This is a genomic window from Bacteroides sp. L008, assembly GCF_040812255.1.
In the GTDB taxonomy this organism is placed as follows: Bacteria; Bacteroidota; Bacteroidia; order Bacteroidales; family Bacteroidaceae; genus Bacteroides; species Bacteroides vicugnae.
Map to the genome: position 1 here is coordinate 1,131,267 of NZ_JBFNXO010000001.1, position 18,717 is coordinate 1,149,983.

At 39.3% G+C, this 18,717-nt stretch carries 17 protein-coding genes; 13 read left to right on the plus strand and 4 right to left on the minus strand.

Annotated elements, in window-relative coordinates; all coding sequences use genetic code 11:
• The first annotated feature begins 139 nt into the window (after window positions 1-139).
• Entirely contained in the window at window positions 140-817 is a 678-nt protein-coding gene (locus AB3G73_RS04485; RefSeq protein ID WP_148366705.1) for a response regulator transcription factor, read from the plus strand.
• Between the two features lie 21 nt (window positions 818-838).
• Window positions 839-2,110, plus strand: a complete 1,272-nt coding sequence (locus tag AB3G73_RS04490) for a cell wall metabolism sensor histidine kinase WalK (protein ID WP_148366704.1) — start codon at window positions 839-841, stop codon at window positions 2,108-2,110.
• A 130-nt stretch (window positions 2,111-2,240) separates the two neighbouring features.
• Here the strand turns inward: AB3G73_RS04490 and AB3G73_RS04495 are convergent, their stop codons facing one another.
• Genes AB3G73_RS04495 through AB3G73_RS04505 form a run of 3 tightly spaced genes read right to left on the minus strand, consistent with a single transcriptional unit; the run spans window position 2,241 to window position 5,088 of the window.
• Window positions 2,241-3,197, minus strand: coding sequence for an ABC transporter permease (locus tag AB3G73_RS04495; protein WP_004295992.1), 957 nt, complete (start codon window positions 3,195-3,197; stop codon window positions 2,241-2,243).
• Entirely contained in the window at window positions 3,190-3,933 is a 744-nt protein-coding gene (locus AB3G73_RS04500) for an ABC transporter ATP-binding protein (protein ID WP_195650127.1), read from the minus strand. Before AB3G73_RS04500 ends, AB3G73_RS04495 begins: the two co-directional genes overlap by 8 nt.
• Window positions 3,934-3,936: 3 nt before the next feature.
• Window positions 3,937-5,088, minus strand: coding sequence for an NEW3 domain-containing protein (locus AB3G73_RS04505; protein ID WP_367743155.1), 1,152 nt, complete (start codon window positions 5,086-5,088; stop codon window positions 3,937-3,939).
• A gap of 317 nt (window positions 5,089-5,405) precedes the next feature.
• On the opposite strand from AB3G73_RS04505, the gene AB3G73_RS04510 reads away from it, so the two are divergent.
• Window positions 5,406-5,843 (plus strand): PepSY-like domain-containing protein, encoded by a 438-nt coding sequence (locus tag AB3G73_RS04510; RefSeq protein WP_148366701.1) that lies wholly within the window; start codon window positions 5,406-5,408, stop codon window positions 5,841-5,843.
• Between the two features lie 21 nt (window positions 5,844-5,864).
• Window positions 5,865-6,722: a PepSY-like domain-containing protein gene (locus AB3G73_RS04515; protein WP_195650128.1), complete on the plus strand. Its 858-nt coding sequence runs from the start codon at window positions 5,865-5,867 to the stop codon at window positions 6,720-6,722.
• A gap of 87 nt (window positions 6,723-6,809) precedes the next feature.
• Here AB3G73_RS04515 and AB3G73_RS04520 read toward each other — a convergent pair whose 3' ends face one another.
• The gene (locus tag AB3G73_RS04520; RefSeq protein WP_195650129.1) at window positions 6,810-11,264 is read right to left on the minus strand and encodes a translocation/assembly module TamB; all 4,455 of its coding nucleotides are present in this window, start codon (window positions 11,262-11,264) and stop codon (window positions 6,810-6,812) included.
• Between the two features lie 200 nt (window positions 11,265-11,464).
• Here AB3G73_RS04520 and tsaD point away from each other — a divergent pair, with 200 nt between their 5' ends.
• From tsaD to AB3G73_RS04565, 9 genes are all read left to right on the plus strand, one after another.
• Entirely contained in the window at window positions 11,465-12,484 is a 1,020-nt protein-coding gene (gene tsaD / locus AB3G73_RS04525) for a tRNA (adenosine(37)-N6)-threonylcarbamoyltransferase complex transferase subunit TsaD (RefSeq protein ID WP_367743157.1), read from the plus strand.
• 45 nt (window positions 12,485-12,529) lie between these two features.
• Window positions 12,530-13,762: a competence/damage-inducible protein A gene (locus AB3G73_RS04530; RefSeq protein ID WP_367743161.1), complete on the plus strand. Its 1,233-nt coding sequence runs from the start codon at window positions 12,530-12,532 to the stop codon at window positions 13,760-13,762.
• Window positions 13,763-13,885: 123 nt separating this feature from the next.
• Window positions 13,886-14,146, plus strand: coding sequence for a 50S ribosomal protein L28 (gene rpmB, locus AB3G73_RS04535; protein ID WP_004295983.1), 261 nt, complete (start codon window positions 13,886-13,888; stop codon window positions 14,144-14,146).
• 21 nt (window positions 14,147-14,167) lie between these two features.
• On the plus strand, window positions 14,168-14,356 hold the full coding sequence (rpmG, locus tag AB3G73_RS04540; protein WP_002560155.1) for a 50S ribosomal protein L33: 189 nt from the start codon (window positions 14,168-14,170) through the stop codon (window positions 14,354-14,356).
• Window positions 14,357-14,372: 16 nt separating this feature from the next.
• A complete protein-coding gene (locus tag AB3G73_RS04545) occupies window positions 14,373-14,531 on the plus strand; it encodes a DUF4295 domain-containing protein (protein WP_004295982.1) in 159 nt (52 codons plus the stop codon).
• Window positions 14,532-14,669: 138 nt separating this feature from the next.
• On the plus strand, window positions 14,670-15,629 hold the full coding sequence (gene ftsY / locus AB3G73_RS04550; protein WP_148366696.1) for a signal recognition particle-docking protein FtsY: 960 nt from the start codon (window positions 14,670-14,672) through the stop codon (window positions 15,627-15,629).
• Window positions 15,626-16,936 (plus strand): 30S ribosomal protein S12 methylthiotransferase RimO, encoded by a 1,311-nt coding sequence (gene rimO, locus AB3G73_RS04555; protein ID WP_148366695.1) that lies wholly within the window; start codon window positions 15,626-15,628, stop codon window positions 16,934-16,936. The genes ftsY and rimO overlap by 4 nt, the downstream gene beginning before the upstream one ends.
• Window positions 16,929-17,201 carry an HU family DNA-binding protein gene (locus AB3G73_RS04560; RefSeq protein ID WP_004306073.1) on the plus strand — a complete coding sequence of 91 codons (273 nt, stop codon included), beginning with the start codon at window positions 16,929-16,931 and terminating at the stop codon, window positions 17,199-17,201. The genes rimO and AB3G73_RS04560 overlap by 8 nt, the downstream gene beginning before the upstream one ends.
• A 12-nt stretch (window positions 17,202-17,213) precedes the next feature.
• The gene (locus AB3G73_RS04565; RefSeq protein WP_195650130.1) at window positions 17,214-18,632 is read left to right on the plus strand and encodes an HU family DNA-binding protein; all 1,419 of its coding nucleotides are present in this window, start codon (window positions 17,214-17,216) and stop codon (window positions 18,630-18,632) included.
• The last annotated feature ends 85 nt before the right edge of the window (window positions 18,633-18,717 follow it).

Below are 18,717 nucleotides of genomic sequence, written 5' to 3' on the forward strand. Positions count from 1 at the left end.
TAGAAATTGTATATCATTATAAAAAGGATGAAAGCGATTGAATCGTTTTCATCCTTTTCTTTTTTCCTTCCATTTCAGTTTTATTTCAGAAATATCCCTTTTCTTTGCAGTATGTAAAAAAAGAAAGGAGAACAAAATTATGAAGATATTGATTGTAGAAGACGAACCCTCTTTGAGAGAACTGATTCAATGTTCACTTGAAAAAGAACGTTACGTGGTAGAAACAGCCGGTGACTTCAATTCTGCTCTACGCAAAATTGAAGATTACAACTATGATTGTATCTTATTGGACATCATGCTGCCGGACGGAAGCGGACTTGATCTTCTCGAACGATTGAAAGCACTCCATAAACGGGAAAATGTGATTATTATTTCCGCCAAAGACTCCCTGGAAGACAAAGTCTTGGGATTAGAACTCGGAGCTGATGATTATTTGCCGAAACCCTTTCATCTGGTTGAATTAAATGCACGTATTAAAAGCGTGATCCGCCGTCATCAGCACGATGGAGAGATTGATATCCGCCAGGGCAATGTACGGATAGAACCGGATAAGTATCGTGTCTTTGTGAATGATCTGGAAGTGGAACTAAATAGAAAAGAGTATGATATCCTATTATATTTCATCAACCGCCCCGGAAGATTAATCAATAAAAATACCTTAGCCGAATCTGTATGGGGAGATCATATCGATCAGGTTGATAATTTTGATTTCATATATGCACAGATCAAGAATCTTCGCAAAAAGCTCAAAGATTCGGGTGCAACGATTGAAATTAAAGCGGTCTATGGATTTGGATATAAAATGGTGGTAGAATAAAAAAGAAAGAGATTATTGTCCATGAAATTAATATATTACATCATTCTTCGTATTACACTTGCTCTGACCCTTATACTGACGGTCTGGGCTATCTTTTTTTACGTTACGATGATCGATGAAGTCAACGATGAAGTGGATGACGCTTTGGAAGATTATTCGGAAACCATCATTATCCGGGCATTGGCAGGAGAGGAGCTACCGTCTAAAACTAACGGTTCCAACAATCAATATTATATGATGGAAGTGAGCAAAGAATATGCGGAAAGTCAGGACGATATTCAGTATAAAGACTCTATGGTATATATTGAAGAGAAAGGAGAAACCGAGCCGGCACGTATTCTTACTACTATCTTTAAAGACGATGAAGGACGATACCACGAACTGACAGTATCGACCCCCAGTATTGAAAAAGATGATTTGAGAGATGCTATCCAGGTGTGGATTATATTTCTATATGTAGCTTTATTATTCTGCATTATTATTATTTCCGTATGGGTATTTTACCGGAATATGCGACCGCTCTATGTACTTCTGCACTGGCTGGACGGTTATCAAACAGGGAAAAGGAATAAACCTTTGAGTAACAATACTCAAATCACGGAATTCCGGAAATTAAATGAGGCTGCCATCCGTTATGTAGAACGTACGGAGCAAATGTTCGAACAACAAAAACAGTTTATCGGAAATGCTTCACACGAGATACAAACTCCACTTGCTATTTGCCGTAACCGATTGGAAATGTTGATGGAAGATGATTCGCTATCAGAAAAACAACTGGAAGAACTGATGAAAACGCATCAGACTTTAGAATACATCACTAAATTAAACAAGTCTCTATTATTGCTTTCCAAAATTGATAATGGCCAGTTTACCGATACCAAAGAATTGGAATTCAATGTACTTCTCAAACAATATCTGCAAGATTACGAAGAAGTTTATGATTATCGCAACATAGAAGTCACGATAGATGAACAAGGTGTTTTCAAGGTGACAATGAACGAATCTCTGGCTGTTGCTTTACTCACTAACCTCCTGAAAAATGCATTTGTACATAATATTGACGGGGGACATATCCGAATCACCGTTACTAAGAACGGTATTACTTTCCGAAATTCGGGGGTGGAGCATCCGCTGGACAAGGAACATATCTTCGAACGTTTCTATCAGGGTAGCAAAAAGGAAGGATCTACAGGGCTGGGATTAGCTATAGCCGATTCCATCTGTCGTTTGCAACATCTGAATATAAATTATTACTTCGAGCAGAATGAACATTGCTTCGAGATTTCCCAATGATAAGATTCACCCGGAAAACACAAAGGACACGGATTTAAAGTGAACGACCTGTCGGTTATCATAAACCAATTTGTCAGGTATATCCATTCACCTGTTTCTCCGTGTCCTTTGTCTTTTTATGATGAGTTAGTTATCTGGAGCGTATTTCTCTCCTCATAAACATGATATAAGAAATAGCGAAGCAAATAACCGTTGCCGCAATCAATCCGGTCAGCTGCGGCCATACAACTAAAAGACTTTGTCCCAATGGGAGCGGACTAGGGATAGCTCCCTGTACCTGTTCCATAGTCAATGGTCCCAAACTTCTGACAGAAGGCATCAGTAATGTGGTGGTAGCTTCATTAAACAGTTCACTTGGCGCCAAACGCATCAACCCTAGAATAAACTTCTGATAACTGATAATCTGATAAGGTGATGCCATCTGTGACGGACTCAACCCTTTGGCCACCAAATTAACAATCATGGTATAGAATACGCTAAAAAACAACCAAACAGCCACAGATGCTAATGCGGAAGTCGCTGCCTGACGGAAACGGAGTGAAAACAGAATAGCCAGATTCAACCAGAATGCTACATAAAAGATACTGGTAATGATGAAGAAAACAATTCTCCAAAACTCTTCTGCCGTGGGAGGAATGCCAATAGCAATCAGTCCACATCCCATCACCAGAAAGCCCAATACAAACAACATGATACCTATCACAATCAGAGCAGCCACAAACTTCGCATTGATAATGCAATCGCGATGAATAGGCTGGGACAGCATACGGCTCAATGTTCCTTTATTTTGTTCGGAATTGACTGCATCAAATCCCAAAGCGATTCCCAATAGAGGCCCTAAGAAGTTAATAAACAGCACAAAAGAGGGGAGAGTCCCATCTGAAACCGTAAACAACTTCAAGAAAAGAAACGAACCGTCCGGATCATTAGGTTTGATGGCTTCACTAATATTGGTGAGTGCCGTATATAGCGACCCCATACAGGTAAGTGCTATAATACCTATTAATATAATAAAACGCCAACTTTTGACATGATCGGAAATTTCCTTGTTGACGATAACCCAAAAAGGATGATTGACTTTATTCATGCCTTTCTCCTCCTTCCTCAAAATAATGGTTATAAATATCAGATAATTCCTGCTTCTTATCTTTCAATTCTGCCATATCGATCAAAGCAAGTAATTGGCCATTACTGAACAAACCTACCCGGTCGCACACTTTCTGTACCTGATCCAGATGATGGGAAGAGAAAAGCACAGTCAGTCCTTCTTCTTTACTCAACCAGCGAATCAGTTCGATAAATTCCTGAACACCTGCAGGGTCAATCCCTGAAGTCGGCTCATCGAGAATTATAATCTCCGGATTTTTAATAAGTACATCAGCCAATCCCAACCGCTGTCTCATACCACGAGAATATTTCCCGGTCTTTTTGGCTAACTGATCTTCAAGACCTACCCGCTTCATCAGTTCCATAGCCTTAGTTTTTGCCTCTTTATCAGCAATGCCATTTAATCGCGCTGTATAGATCAAATTCTCCGGTCCAGTCATATCATCATAGAATCCTACATCTTCTGGCAAATACCCAATTTTCCTTTTTACTTCAATGGGGTGTGTAGTAGAATTGATTCCACAAATTTCAACTGTTCCCGAAGTAGGCTCTGTCAATCCCAACATCATTAAGATAGTAGTTGATTTTCCAGCACCATTCGGTCCCAGCAATCCGAAGATTTCTCCTTTCCGGATATTCAGGCGAATATGATCTACAGCAGTGAAATTACCGTATTGTTTGGTCAAATCGGTAAGTACGATCACTTGTTCGCCCATAATTTACCTCCTTCCATATTTACGGAACAGGTAGTAAACCACGCCGATGGTGGCAATAATGATAAGAACGCCTACCCATCCCCATATCATCGGAGTTTTTACTGCAACTCTGAACTGCGCATCGGCATTTACTTCAGGAGTTTTTGCCATGATGGTAGTCACATAGTCGCCTGGCAATGCTTTTTTAGAAGCTTTCAAAGTAGCCATAACCGTTGATGTCTCTCCAGCTTTTAGTGCATCGATTTTTGAAGGTTCGAAAGTTACTTCCCAGTCAGCAGGTTTATTGGCAGATAGCTGAATATCTTTCAGTAATGAAGAGCCTGTGTTTCTGACTTCCAGTTCTATTTTCTTTATATCACCTGCTGTGACATCTGTACTCAATAGCCCACGGGGAGTAGTCAGTTCCATTTGATAAGAGCCGGTAACAACCACTTCCAGTTCCAATTCGGCAGAAGTGGTACCTGTAGCGGCACGTACCGGAATTTTGTAACTGCCGGCTTCTACATTGGCAGGAGGAGTAATATCTATACTTACATTTTGAGTGCTGTTGGCTTCCACTTGTGCAGAAGTGGCTTGCTTATAGTTAGGTTTAAAAACTACATTCCAACCTCTGGGTGCATTAGCCATCAAAGCATATAGCTGCTGGTCGGCAGTCTGATTCTTTAAAGTGGCGCTGAAAGTGAAGGTTGATTTGGAATTTCCCTGCATGTTGGGTTGGTCGGTAGTAAATTCAGTCTGGTATGTTCCTTTTTGAGCAACCACCACATCCAACGGAAGTTTGGCGTTTCCGGCATATACCACAAAGTGATAATTACCTTTATTCACCTTTAATGGGACTTCGACTTTTAAATTGAAAGTCTTTTTCTCTTTGGGAAGTACTGATAGTTGGCTAAGGCTCCAGCCACCGGATTTCATTTCGTGTTTCCAACTGGCGGACAATCCGCTGACAGAAAGATTCGCATTCGTCAACTGGTCTGTGTTGTTGATAAGATCAATACTGTAGTCAATTGACGCTCCGGGAGATACGGAGATTTTTGTGTAAGGTGTGTACAGAATCACGCTCTTAGGTATTGAATCATTGGCGTGCGTGTAACTCATAGGGAACATCCCCAATAGAATAGCTAATAATAAAAAATAATTTGTTCTCATAGTCATAAAAAAGTTCTTATGGTTGTTTAATATGAATATTGTCAAATCTGTGTGTGCAAAAATAAATGATGTGTATATTAGTAGTTTTAAAAGAATCATAAAGAATCTAATTTCAGAAAGAAATTATAGTGACACTATCCCTATAGGATGGTGACGGTATCCTTTATATATAGTGACACTATATTAATCGGATAGCGTCACTATATTTTTTCGATTTTTTTTGGGGGAAATTCTCAAAATTCCCAAATCTTTTCAGATTCTCCTCTCATCTTTGCATTATAAAATTAATAATAGTAAAAACCAATATTTAAAAAACAACGATTATGAAAAAGTTAGTATTCTTATTAGTATGTCTTTTCACTTTGCAAACAGTAGCTCGTGCAGATGACGACAAACCAATCCAGGTAACTCAAATGCCACAACCGGCACAGCAGTTCATTAAACAGCATTTTGCCGATAGCAAAATAGCATTAGCCAAAATGGAAAGTGATTTCTTCTATAAAAGTTATGAAGTGATTTTCACGAATGGTGATAAAGTGGAGTTTGATAACAAAGGTAACTGGGAAGAAGTAAACTGCAAATATAGTTCTGTACCTACAGCAATTATTCCGGCAGCTATTCAGAAATATGTAACGACCAATTACCCTGATGCTAAAATTCTGAAAATTGAGAGAGATAAGAAAGATTATGAAGTAAAACTATCCAACCGTACGGAACTGAAGTTTGACCTGAAATTTAATTTGATTGATATTGATTTCTAAACCTGTTTAAATTGAACAAAGATGAAACTAAAGATTTATACACTTTTACTGGCACTAAGCGTCACATGGAGTCTGCAAAGTTGTGACAACGATGACGATGGTTCAATAACTGTTCCTGCCGAACTTCAAAGTGCATTCTCATCCAAATTCCCTAATGCTGCAAATGTGAAGTGGGAAACTAAGTCCGGATATTATGTAGCCGATTTCTATGACGGATATGAAGCATCTGCATGGTTCACCCAGGATGGAAAATGGCAAATGACAGAAACGGACATTCCTTATAATGCATTACCACAAGCCGTAAAAACGTCTTTTGAGAGCAGCGAATATGCCTCATGGAAACGGGATGATATAGACAAACTGGAACGGACAGGCGTTGAAACTGTTTTCGTGATTGAAGTCGAAAAGCAGAATCAGGAGGTAGATTTGTATTATTCTGCCGATGGAACTCTGATTAAAAGTATTGTAGACACTGATGATGATAACACCGAACATCTTCCTGTACAATTGACTGAAGCTATGAAAAACTTCATCAATGAAAAGTATCCGAATGCAAGAATCTTGGAAGTAGACGTAGAAGATGATAGAAATGATTGGGATTTCGGATATACAGAGGTAGATATCATTCATAATGGAATCTCAAAAGATGTATTGTTCAACCAGACTGGAAATTGGTATTCTACTTCATGGGAAGTACGTCAGAATGAATTGCCTGAAGCGGTAAAAAGTACTCTTAATAATCAATATGGAGAATATCGTTTTGACGAAGCGGAGTATGTTGAAAAAGCAGATGGTAGCATATATTATCGAATTGAACTTGAGAAGGGGAATGTAGATAAAGTAGTAAACATAGGCGAGAACGGTACTGTCCTTTCATAGGTCAAAGTGTATAATTCTGAAACCTAATTCTCACAAACAACAAACGATGACATTATTCCTGGTGGATATGTCATCGTTTATTGTTTTTTACTGTTCCTGTGCACGTTTTCTTTTCACTGCCGATTTAGCAGTTTTATCAGTGATGCTGTCCGTTTGTTGTGGTTTCACCTTTTCAGCTTCTTCCCGTTTCCGCTTATTGCGTAACCGCCATTTATTCCAGAAATATAAATCACTCCATTTATTGAAGTCCTTCTTATACATGATACCTACACCTTGTGTAGTCAAATTTGTTTTTGTGTAATAACGGTCATTTGTCTCATTATAAGCCTTCAAACGGATATCTCCCGAACGGGTAATCAGCCATTCTGCTTCAAAGTCTCCTACAAAGTTAGTATTAGCCATCGGATTATCCCGATAACCGAAGTTTCCGTTTATCAATAAACGGTTATTCAATAATTGTCCCGACAAAATACCTTCTACTTCCATATCTGTCCAACCCTTATCACCCGTACTCAAATTCGTACCGATATTCCAGTTATTCGTTTCAAAGATCTGTGAAAGTGCATTATTCAACTGGCCGGAAAGAGTCGATGAGAGCACCGATGACATCACATTCGAATTCTGATTGTTATTACGGGCATCTTCTGTATAGAACTTGCCAATACCCAACAAATAAAGAATCTGCATATTCATCTGCTCTTCCGTACTGATATAATTACGCACCAATGTTTGTATTTCATCTCTTTCATTCGGAAGCTCAATACCCAGTTTGATAGTCGGCCGTACCAGCATACCACTTAGATTCATGATACAATTTACACGCACATTGGGTTGTTGTATAATAGCCGAAGCATCCGGTATCAAATCATTCAAAGAAGCAGAGTTCACTGTATATGAAGCTTGTATATCCATGTTAGCATCCAAAGGTGCACCATTGAATGTTATTGTACTTCCATCCTTGATAATAAAGTCTTTACGGATCACTTCCTGCAAACTAAATTTATATACTCCTTGATTGATCCGGTAATTACCGAACATCTTCACATCACCCTTATTATAAAATTCCGTCCGGATATTTCCCGTACCTTTTCCGCTGATATAATCTCCGGCAATAGGGTCCATGATGATTCGCATGGTGGCATCGGGAGTTGCATCCACCAGAATATTCAAACGGATATCTGTTTTCTGTTCTTCCTCCTCCTGACGTTTTTGCTGTATTTGTTCGTAATATGAGATTACTTGAACAGAATCCTGGATAGTACGACGAGGTGTTTTATCTACAAATTTGATAAACTGATTGCTAGTAGCCGATGCTACACTACCATTAATATAGGTAAAGGTAGTATTTCGATTTGTAGTCATGGCCACATTTACGTCGAGCCCCTGTATGGCATTTCCAGAGAGCAATACATTTCCGGTACCATACACCGTACCATAAAAAGGCATATCTGTCGATTCTTTTGTGTTCATCACAAGCATATTATTTGCCTGTATCTCAAAACGATAGTTTAGGTTCTTAAAATGCTGGAAATGCAAATATCCATTCATTCTTCCCGAATGTCCTTCCATATCAGAAATATGTATATTATTGAATGTCAATCCGGTAGGAGCCAGATGAATGGTGTCTTTTACTGCAAAATGCGTGTTTAAAATATCAAAATTCATGGATGCGTCTGTCATTACAGCACCATCCAGGTTCAATCCTTTAAATTTTCCATAGAAATGTACTTTTCCTGTTCCCCGCCCTTTAATATCATTGGCAATAGACTTCATATAATGTTCGAGGAATTTCAAATTCAATTCATTTGCTTCAATATTTAAATCAAGTCCGCTCTCGGGTTTTAATGGATAAATAATACCCGTGACACGCGATGGAGAAGGGGATATATCCTGAATGGATGCATCCAAACGGATACCTCTGTTTTCATTATCCCACTCACCATATATATCCAGTTCACCCAAACGACCGTTGTTGAGTGAGAAATTCTTTATAAATAAACGAGTATTCATGATAGGCTTTTTAAGCACTCCGCTTGCATAAGCCGTTCCTGTTGCATCACCCTCAAAATTAACATCGTCGGATATACTTGCAATATCAAATACATATCCCATATTTATATCCTTTAGATCAACCTTTACAGTATCTTTAGGATTCTCGGAAAGCCGGCCGTTAATACGTACATATCTATCCTGATGACTAAAGTAGAAGTTGTTCACATCCACTCGTCCGGAATCGACTACCACCTGCGAAGGATGTATCTTCCAAAGAGTATCATTTAAAATAACATCAGTAGGTTTCACATCCACCATCGCTTTCAATAAGGACTTTTCTCCGCTTGTACGTAGAAATTTGGCAACAGCTGCTAATTTCCCGCTATATGTTGCTGCAGCATTATTTCCCCAATCCAAAGTCGTACTGACATCGTCATCTTTAGCTTGTGCATCCAGAGATAGATTGACCGCTCCTTTCTTTTTCAAATTAGTCAGACGAACCCGTGCGCGGATATGATCTGCCGGATTCTCGCACAGAATCATGCCTGACTCAATAAAGTTGTTCTTATATTGCAGACGGGGGAAATATCCCTCTACACGCAAGCGTTGTAAAGCATCATTAAAATACCCCTTCAACGTAGAATGAGTATACACCGTTAACGGTATATCAAATATCGTAGATAAAATGTCCGTATTATATATATGTATATCAAACAAAAAGTTATTATGGGTTTCAATCGGCTTCTTGGGAGGTAATATCAAAGACGGCACATATTTCCGCATAATATTCAGAATACTGGCAGGTAATGTGTGATATTGGAATTTTCCCTCTATGCTTGCTTTCAGGAATTCAGAAGTCAATCTAAGCTGATTTTCTCCATTTTGTTTGGTTGCCCGGATATTCAAATTCTGCATGAAATATGCTTTATCCGGAGCTGTAAATTCCAAGCTATCCACATTGATTTCTCCAATCATCTCATCCACTGATCCACCTGTAAAATTGGCTTTCAGTTTTAAACTAAACTCTGCATCGGGATATTTGGTGGTAAGATTCAAATCATGTGGACGTACTTTATTGACTACTGCAAGAAAATTGAAAGTAGGAACTTTGGATGCAACATTTACGTCTCCATTCAAATAAATAGAGCCATTAGGATCATCCAACGCTATCTTTCCATTAAATCCGCCTTGTTTGTATTCTCCGTCCAGTGTGATATTTTCATATCTATATCTGCTATAATCTATCGAAGCAATCAGTCCTTTCAATTCTACGGCAGGCAAGTGGTCAGCAATATGCCGGCCATGTACATCCAGATTGAAAGTAATTTCTCCCAACTCCTCATTATCCAATAATTTACCTAGTTGAAAATCCTCTGTTTTGACAGCTCCGGAATACGCAAACAATCCTTTTGTCTTATCAGAGCTCAATTTCAAGTCGGTCTTTACATTTCCAAGACTCGTTTGTAATTGCCCATAAGTAACTAAGTCTGTGAAGTATCCCGAAATTTCTCCCTGAAAACTCACGTTTCCCAAACGTTCGAGAAGAGGAGGAACTCCATTATAATTATGGCTTAAATTACGCACTAAAAAACCGACTCCGCGAGCATTGGCCGAAAGTTCGGAAAGAGTTCCATATACATACGCATCTTGTGGACGCGATAAGTCCTGAAGCGATACATCTCCTCGCAGACGAAACTGACGGCCATCGGCTGTAATCTCCAGATGCGAACAAGTCAACTGATCCACAGTCCCCTTCACCTCCATATCCAATGTCACCGGTTCCTTGAAATGCGAAAGGATAGGAACAAAAGGAGAAATATCTTTTAAAGTAACTTGCGACGGCAAAGTACGGAAAGAGAAATGTACTTGTTCTGTAAAACGGTCAAAAGCTTTCAAACTATCATACTCCAAATGAATGGTATCGAGTTTGAGGAAGGTTTCGGGCAATTCTATTGTAAAATTATCAATGTTTGTCTGCTTGTTATTGGCAACCAGTTTCAAACTCATTTTCTTCAAAGAGAAGCCGGATGCTTTTTCATCAAGGCTCAATCGCTTGATCCCTAAATTCAAAGAGTCCTTACTTAATGCCTTCAACGATATATTAGCGATGATATTTTGAAGCTGAATATGCTTAGCATTAAATTTTCCCGGTGTTGCTTCTTCCGACAACACATGATAAGACATCCTTCCACGACGAATCAGGATGGAATTAATACGTAAATCAAGGGAGTTTTCTTTCTTCACCGTATCTTTAGAAGCAAAAGCATCCAAAACAAACTTAAAATTAGGAGGTGAATCCGGAGTCTCTTTCAGGAGATTGATATTAAATCCGAAAAGCTGAACACTGCTAATGGATATCTTTCCTTTAAAAAAGGGCATAATATCGAATTTGGCGGACAAACGTGTGACTTTAAGCATTTCCTGACCACTCTGATCGTCAAGCAATACATCATCAATAATAATACGGTTCAATAGACCGATATTAATTCTACCAATCACTACCTTTGTATTTAAAACTTCGGAAAGTTCTTCAGCTACAAATACACTCATTGCTTGCTGAATGTTTGGTATATTCAGCAAAACAATAGTCCCGATATATACTCCCAGTACAATACCTACTACCCAGCGTACAGTCTTTTTCAGCGTTCTGATATGCGATTACTTTTATTTTGCGAACAAAAATATAAAATAGTTCGTTACGAATCATAGTTTTATGATTACTTTTGCACCGTTTAATAGTTTAAATACTTATGAGTGCAATAATTTTAGGAATTGAATCCTCCTGTGACGATACGTCGGCAGCCGTAATCAAGGATGGTTATTTGCTGTCAAATGTGGTATCAAGTCAAGCCGTACATGAAGCATACGGCGGAGTAGTACCCGAGTTGGCTTCACGGGCACACCAACAAAACATCGTACCGGTAGTACATGAAGCATTAAAACGTGCCGGCGTCACCAAAGAAGAGTTGAGCGCAGTAGCTTTTACTCGCGGACCGGGATTGATGGGGTCTTTGCTTGTTGGGGTCTCCTTTGCAAAAGGATTCGCTCGTTCTTTAAATATTCCAATGATTGACGTTAATCATCTGACAGGACATGTTTTAGCTCATTTTATTAAAGCAGAAGGAGAAGAGGAGCGACAACCTGTTTTCCCATTTCTCTGTTTACTAGTATCCGGAGGAAATTCACAAATCATACTGATCAAAGCCTATAATGATATGGAGATTCTCGGACAGACTATTGACGATGCCGCAGGTGAAGCTATTGATAAATGCTCTAAAGTGATGGGACTTGGTTATCCCGGCGGACCGATCATTGACAAACTGGCTCGTCAGGGAAATCCGAAAGCTTTTACATTCAGCAAACCGCATATCCCTGGTCTGGATTACAGTTTCAGCGGATTGAAAACTTCCTTTTTATATTCATTACGCGACTGGTTAAAGGAAGATCCCGATTTCATAGAACATCACAAAGTAGACCTTGCAGCATCATTGGAGGCTACTGTAGTGGATATTCTGATGGATAAATTACGAAAAGCCTCCAAAGAATATAAGATTAATGAAATAGCTGTAGCCGGAGGAGTTTCTGCAAATAATGGATTGCGTAATGCTTTTCGGGAACATGCCGAGAAATATGGCTGGAATATTTTTATCCCTAAATTCAGTTATACAACTGATAATGCAGCCATGATCGCCATTACCGGATATTTCAAATATCTGGATAAGGACTTTTGTTCTATTGATCTTCCGGCTTATTCTCGTGTGACGTTATAATTGGGTATACCTTATTTATATATAATAGGATAAAAACTAAGAAGTATGTTTGCCGAAATAATAACCATTGGCGATGAACTGTTGATAGGACAGGTTGTCGACACTAATTCAGCCTGGATGGGGCAGGAATTAAATAAAATAGGCATTGAGGTTCTTCGTATTGTTTCAATCCGTGACCGGGAAAAGGAAATCATGGAAGCGATTGATAATGCGATGGAAAGGGTGAATATTGTTTTAGTAACCGGAGGACTCGGACCTACCAAAGACGATATCACCAAACAAACTTTATGTAAATACTTTCATACGGAACTGGTTTTCAACGAAGAAGTATTCGAAAACGTAAAACGGGTACTGGCAGGGAAAATACCTATGAATGCACTCAACAAAAGCCAAGCAATGGTTCCGAAAGATTGTACGGTGATAAATAATCCTGTAGGAAGTGCCTCTGTCAGCTGGTTCGAAAGAGATGGAAAAGTACTTGTTTCCATGCCGGGCGTTCCGCAAGAGATGACTGCCATAATGACAGAAAGTGTATTGCCTAAGCTGTACGAGAGGTTTCAAACGGATGTGATTATGCACCAAACATTTCTCGTACAAAACTATCCGGAATCCGTATTGGCAGAAAAACTGGAACCGTGGGAGAGCACTCTGCCGGAATGTATCAAATTGGCATACTTGCCTAAGCTGGGTATTATTCGTCTTAGACTGACAGGACGCGGACAAAACAGGGAGGAAGTAAAAGTTCTTCTTGAACGTGAAAAAGTAAAATTAGAGGAAATACTTGGTGAAGACATTTTCAGTGAAGAAGATACGCCTTTGGAAGTTATAGTCGGTGAACTTTTAAAAAAGAAGAAATTGACCGTTTCCACCGCAGAAAGTTGTACCGGAGGCAGTATTGCCGCACGTTTGACTTCCATTGCCGGTAGTTCTGAATATTTTAACGGAAGTGTAGTAGCCTATTCCAATGAAGTAAAAATGAGACTTTTACACGTTTCCTCCGAAACATTGGAGCAACATGGGGCTGTCAGTGAAGAAACTGTGATTGAAATGGTAAAAGGTGCGATGAAAGCACTAAAAACCGATTGCGCCATTGCTACCTCAGGGATAGCAGGCCCCGGAGGTGGTACTCCCGAGAAGCCGGTGGGAACTGTTTGGATAGCCGCTGGTTATAAAAACGAAATTTGTACTTACAAACAGGAAACGAACCGCGGAAGAAGCATGAATATCGAAAGAGCAGGCAATAATGCACTATTAATGCTCCGTGATTTACTCAAATAAAAGAAAAATAGGTGCCTGGAAGTGAATTATTTTAGGAAATTCTTGTTTTATACGGATAAAAGTGCTTACTTTGCGTCCTGTTTGAAAGAAGTATAGATATAAAACTATAAAAATAAGATAGAAATGTCGAAGATTTGTCAAATTACCGGAAAGAAAGCCATGATTGGCAACAATGTTTCACACTCAAAGAGAAGAACTAAAAGAACCTTTGATTTGAACTTGTTTAACAAAAAGTTCTATTATGTAGAACAAGATTGTTGGATCAGCCTTAGCATTTGTGCTAACGGGTTGCGTATTATCAACAAAAAAGGACTGGATGCTGCGCTGACTGAAGCAGTGGCTAAAGGTTATTGTGATTGGAAAAGCATTAAAGTAATCGGCTAAACGTAGAGGAGAAAACTTACAATGGCAAAGAAAGCAAAAGGTAACAGAGTGCAAGTGATTCTGGAATGTACAGAACACAAAGACAGTGGAATGCCGGGAACATCTCGTTATATCACAACTAAGAACAGAAAGAATACTACAGAAAGACTTGAGTTGAAAAAATACAACCCGATTCTGAAGAGAGTAACAGTACACAAGGAAATTAAATAATAAAGTCGTATAACCCATGGCAAAGAAAACAGTAGCAAGTTTGCACGAAGGTTCTAAAGAAGGTCGTGCTTATACCAAGGTTATCAAAATGGTAAAATCTCCAAAAACTGGAGCATACGTTTTTGATGAACAAATGGTTCCGAACGAAAAAGTACAAGACTTTTTCAAAAAATAATCGAAATAGCATATACGCTATAACTGCAAAATCCTCTCATTGGCAAACAATGAGGGGATTTTTTATTGCTTCTTTTTTTACTTTTCCAATCCTTTGTTATATCTTTGTAGCAAATGTATTATACAAACAAGTGTAAATATGGGATTTTTTAGTTTTTTTTCAAAGGAGAAGAAGGAAACTTTAGATAAAGGATTATCTAAAACCAAAGAGAGCGTATTCAGTAAAATAGCTCGTGCTGTGGCTGGCAAGTCAAAAGTAGACGATGAAGTATTAGATAATCTGGAAGAAGTGCTGATTACATCTGACGTCGGTGTAGAAACAACTTTAAATATTATCAAGCGCATCGAAAAACGTGCTGCTGCAGATAAGTATGTAAATACTCAGGAACTGAATCTTATATTACGTGACGAAATAGCAGCTCTGCTTACTGAAAATAATTCGGATGATGTAGCTGATTTCGACATACCCATCGCAAGAAAGCCTTATGTCATTATGGTTGTGGGAGTAAATGGGGTAGGTAAAACTACGACTATTGGCAAACTAGCTTATCAATTCAAGAAAGCAGGTAAATCCGTTTATCTGGGAGCCGCCGACACTTTCCGCGCTGCAGCTGTGGAACAGCTAATGATTTGGGGAGAACGGGTAGGAGTTCCCGTAGTCAAACAGAAAATGGGAGCGGATCCCGCATCTGTGGCTTATGACACTCTTAGTTCGGCCGTTGCCAATAACGCAGACGTGGTTATTATTGATACAGCAGGTCGTCTGCATAATAAGGTAGGCTTAATGAACGAGCTGACCAAAATTAAGAATGTAATGAAAAAGGTGGTGCCTGATGCACCGGATGAAGTTTTATTGGTATTGGACGGTTCCACCGGACAAAATGCATTTGAGCAAGCCAAACAATTTACTTTGGCGACGGAAGTTACCGCTATGGCCATCACTAAGCTTGATGGAACCGCCAAAGGTGGTGTTGTGATTGGTATTTCCGATCAATTCAAGATTCCTGTTAAGTATATCGGACTAGGCGAAGGCATGGAAGACCTGCAGGTATTCCGTAAAAATGAATTCGTTGATTCCTTGTTTGGAGAAAATGCATGAAAAGAAAGACGATAGATATTATTACTTTAGGATGTTCTAAAAATCTGGTTGACTCCGAGCAGCTGATGCGTCAATTGGAGGAAGTCGGATACAGCGTAACTCATGACACTGAAAATCCGCAAGGGGAAATTGCGGTAATCAATACATGCGGGTTCATTGGTGATGCCAAAGAAGAATCCATAAATATGATTCTGGAGTTCGCTGAAAGAAAGGAAGAAGGGGATTTAAAGAAACTTTTCGTGATGGGTTGTCTTTCCGAACGCTATCTCAAGGAACTAGCTGTTGAGATACCACAGGTAGATAAATTTTATGGGAAGTTTAATTGGAAGGAGCTTTTACAGGACTTGGGAAAGGTCTATCACGATGAATTATATATCGAACGGACATTGACAACTCCCCAGCATTATGCTTACCTGAAAATTTCAGAAGGATGTGACCGTAAATGTTCTTATTGTGCTATCCCCATTATTACAGGACATCATATTTCCAAACCAATGGAAGAAATTCTGGACGAAGTACGATACTTGGTATCGCAAGGCGTGAAAGAATTTCAAGTGATCGCACAGGAATTGACTTATTATGGCATCGACCGGTATAAGAAACAAATGCTTCCGGAATTGATTGAACGTATTTCTGATATACCCGGGGTGGAATGGATTCGCTTGCATTATGCCTATCCAGCACATTTTCCAACAGATTTATTCCGGGTTATGCGCGAACGTGACAATGTATGCAAATACATGGACATTGCCCTTCAGCACATCAGTGACAATATGTTGAGGTTAATGCGCCGACAAGTGAGCAAAGAGGATACTTACCAATTGATCGAACAATTCCGTAAAGAAGTGCCGGGCATTCACCTGAGGACGACTTTGATGGTAGGACATCCCGGAGAAACAGAGGAGGACTTCGAAGATCTCAAAGAATTTGTACGTAAAGTACGTTTTGATCGGATGGGCGCTTTCGCATATTCCGAAGAAGAAGGGACTTATGCTGCAGAAACATACGAAGATTCTATCCCACAAGAGGTTAAACAAGCCCGACTTGATGAATTGATGGATATCCAACAAGGTATTTCGGCAGAGTTAAGTGCAGAAAAGATCGGTAAACAGATGAAAGTTATAATCGATCGTCTGGAAGGAGATTATTATATCGGACGGACAGAGTTTGATTCACCGGAAGTAGATCCGGAAGTATTGATTGATCGTTCAGAGAGAGAGCTTAAGATCGGACAGTTTTATCAGGTAGAAGTGGTGAATGCGGACGATTTTGATTTATATGCAAAGATTATAAATGACTATGAATAATAAGGAATTTACATCCGAACTAGCGGAAAGATTGGGATATACAATCAAAGATACTTCCGAATTGATGAATTCTTTGTTGTCCAGTATGACACAAGAATTGGAAGAAGGTAATGTGATTGCAATTCAAGGATTCGGTTCTTTTGAAGTGAAAAAGAAAGCGGAACGGATCTCAATCAACCCGGCAAGCAAACAACGCATGCTGGTTCCACCTAAATTGGTATTATCGTATAGACCTAGCAATACATTGAAAGATAAGTTTAAATAAATATTTCCCGTTATGAATGAAAGACTAACAATTCAAGACCTTACTGACTTATTGGCAGCCAAACATAGCATGACCAAGAAAGACGCCGAAGCGTTTGTTAAAGAGTTTTTTCTCTTGATAGAGCAAGCCTTGGAAAACGAAAAGACTGTAAAAATCAAAGGATTGGGAACTTTCAAACTTATTGATGTAGATAGCCGGGAAAGTGTCAATGTCAACACAGGAGAGCGTTTCCAGATAAAAGGACATACAAAAGTCTCATTTTCTCCGGATGCAAATCTAAGGGATACGATAAATAAACCTTTTGCACACTTTGAGACTGTTGTGTTGAATGAAAATACAATTCTGGAAGATACTCCGATAGAAGAGACTGAGGAAGAAGAAATAGGAGAGGAAGCATCAGCACAGGCAGTCTTGAATGAGGTGGGTGGTGATTCTAAAACTACTGTGATAGAAGAAAATGAAGGTACTGATGATGGTCTTTCGGAAAAAGAGCCGATTCAGGAAGAGCAAATAGCCAGTCAGCCACCTGTGGAAGAGTCTATTGAAAAACCTGCTATTACTGAGGAATCTGCAATAGCACAGGAATCGACAGAACAGACGTCTCCTAAAGAGTCCGAAGAAGCCATTACAGAGACTGATATCGAAGAAAAGATAGAACAGCTGGAAGATGAAGAGGTTCCGGAAGAGGAAGTGATAATCGATGAGCAGCAAGCAGCATCTATAGAAGAAGAAAAAGAAGAGATCACTGCCGAAAAGATTATAGAGCAAGAGCTTCTAAAAGCAAATCTGCAACCTGTGACTCCCATAGTGTCTCCTGCTGAAAAAGAAATGATAAAACCGGTCCAACCGGAACAAGTATCCCAACCGGTTTCTAAAAAGACAGCCCCAGTGAAGGAAAAATCTCCTGTACCTTATTTAATAGCTGTTATTGTAGTCGTTTTGCTATTATGCGGAGGTGTCATTCTTTTTATTTATTATCCGGATTTATTTTCTTCTTCATCTGACAAGAATGCAATGGATATGCCACCTGTAACCACCCAACCCGTTCAACCGGAAGCGCAGCTTTCTGATACGATTGCACATAAGGATACTGCAAAGGCAATAACGCCTGATGTATCCAAAGTCGCTACCACGACACAACCGGTTACCCCAAAAAAAGAAGAAGCTGTTCCTGTTAAAGCAGAACCTCAAACGGTCACACAACAACCTGCTACTCCTGTCTATCTGGATTCAGCATCTTATAAGATTACAGGAACTAAGACGAAATATACAATCAAAGAAGGAGAAACTTTGACTAGGGTTTCCTTGCGTTTTTATGGTACAAAGGCAATGTGGCCATACATTGTGAAACACAATCCGAAGGTTATTAAGAACCCCAACAATGTACCGTATGGCACAACTATTGAAATACCGGAACTTACAAAAGAATAAGTAGTTATAATCCATTCACCCGACCATGCAAATCCTGTATTGGTCGGGTGAAGTGTTATGGATGTACAAAAGCGTATGAAAGTAC

Coding starts and splice junctions, on each gene's coding strand:
- AB3G73_RS04485 (WP_148366705.1), top strand. CDS start 140: ATGAAGATATTGATTGTAGAAGACGAACCCTCTTTGAGAGAACTGATT.
- AB3G73_RS04490 (WP_148366704.1), top strand. CDS start 839: ATGAAATTAATATATTACATCATTCTTCGTATTACACTTGCTCTGACC.
- AB3G73_RS04495 (WP_004295992.1), bottom strand. CDS start 3,197: ATGAATAAAGTCAATCATCCTTTTTGGGTTATCGTCAACAAGGAAATT.
- AB3G73_RS04500 (WP_195650127.1), bottom strand. CDS start 3,933: ATGGGCGAACAAGTGATCGTACTTACCGATTTGACCAAACAATACGGT.
- AB3G73_RS04505 (WP_367743155.1), bottom strand. CDS start 5,088: ATGACTATGAGAACAAATTATTTTTTATTATTAGCTATTCTATTGGGG.
- AB3G73_RS04510 (WP_148366701.1), top strand. CDS start 5,406: ATGAAAAAGTTAGTATTCTTATTAGTATGTCTTTTCACTTTGCAAACA.
- AB3G73_RS04515 (WP_195650128.1), top strand. CDS start 5,865: ATGAAACTAAAGATTTATACACTTTTACTGGCACTAAGCGTCACATGG.
- AB3G73_RS04520 (WP_195650129.1), bottom strand. CDS start 11,264: ATGAGTGTATTTGTAGCTGAAGAACTTTCCGAAGTTTTAAATACAAAG.
- tsaD (WP_367743157.1), top strand. CDS start 11,465: ATGAGTGCAATAATTTTAGGAATTGAATCCTCCTGTGACGATACGTCG.
- AB3G73_RS04530 (WP_367743161.1), top strand. CDS start 12,530: ATGTTTGCCGAAATAATAACCATTGGCGATGAACTGTTGATAGGACAG.
- rpmB (WP_004295983.1), top strand. CDS start 13,886: ATGTCGAAGATTTGTCAAATTACCGGAAAGAAAGCCATGATTGGCAAC.
- rpmG (WP_002560155.1), top strand. CDS start 14,168: ATGGCAAAGAAAGCAAAAGGTAACAGAGTGCAAGTGATTCTGGAATGT.
- AB3G73_RS04545 (WP_004295982.1), top strand. CDS start 14,373: ATGGCAAAGAAAACAGTAGCAAGTTTGCACGAAGGTTCTAAAGAAGGT.
- ftsY (WP_148366696.1), top strand. CDS start 14,670: ATGGGATTTTTTAGTTTTTTTTCAAAGGAGAAGAAGGAAACTTTAGAT.
- rimO (WP_148366695.1), top strand. CDS start 15,626: ATGAAAAGAAAGACGATAGATATTATTACTTTAGGATGTTCTAAAAAT.
- AB3G73_RS04560 (WP_004306073.1), top strand. CDS start 16,929: ATGAATAATAAGGAATTTACATCCGAACTAGCGGAAAGATTGGGATAT.
- AB3G73_RS04565 (WP_195650130.1), top strand. CDS start 17,214: ATGAATGAAAGACTAACAATTCAAGACCTTACTGACTTATTGGCAGCC.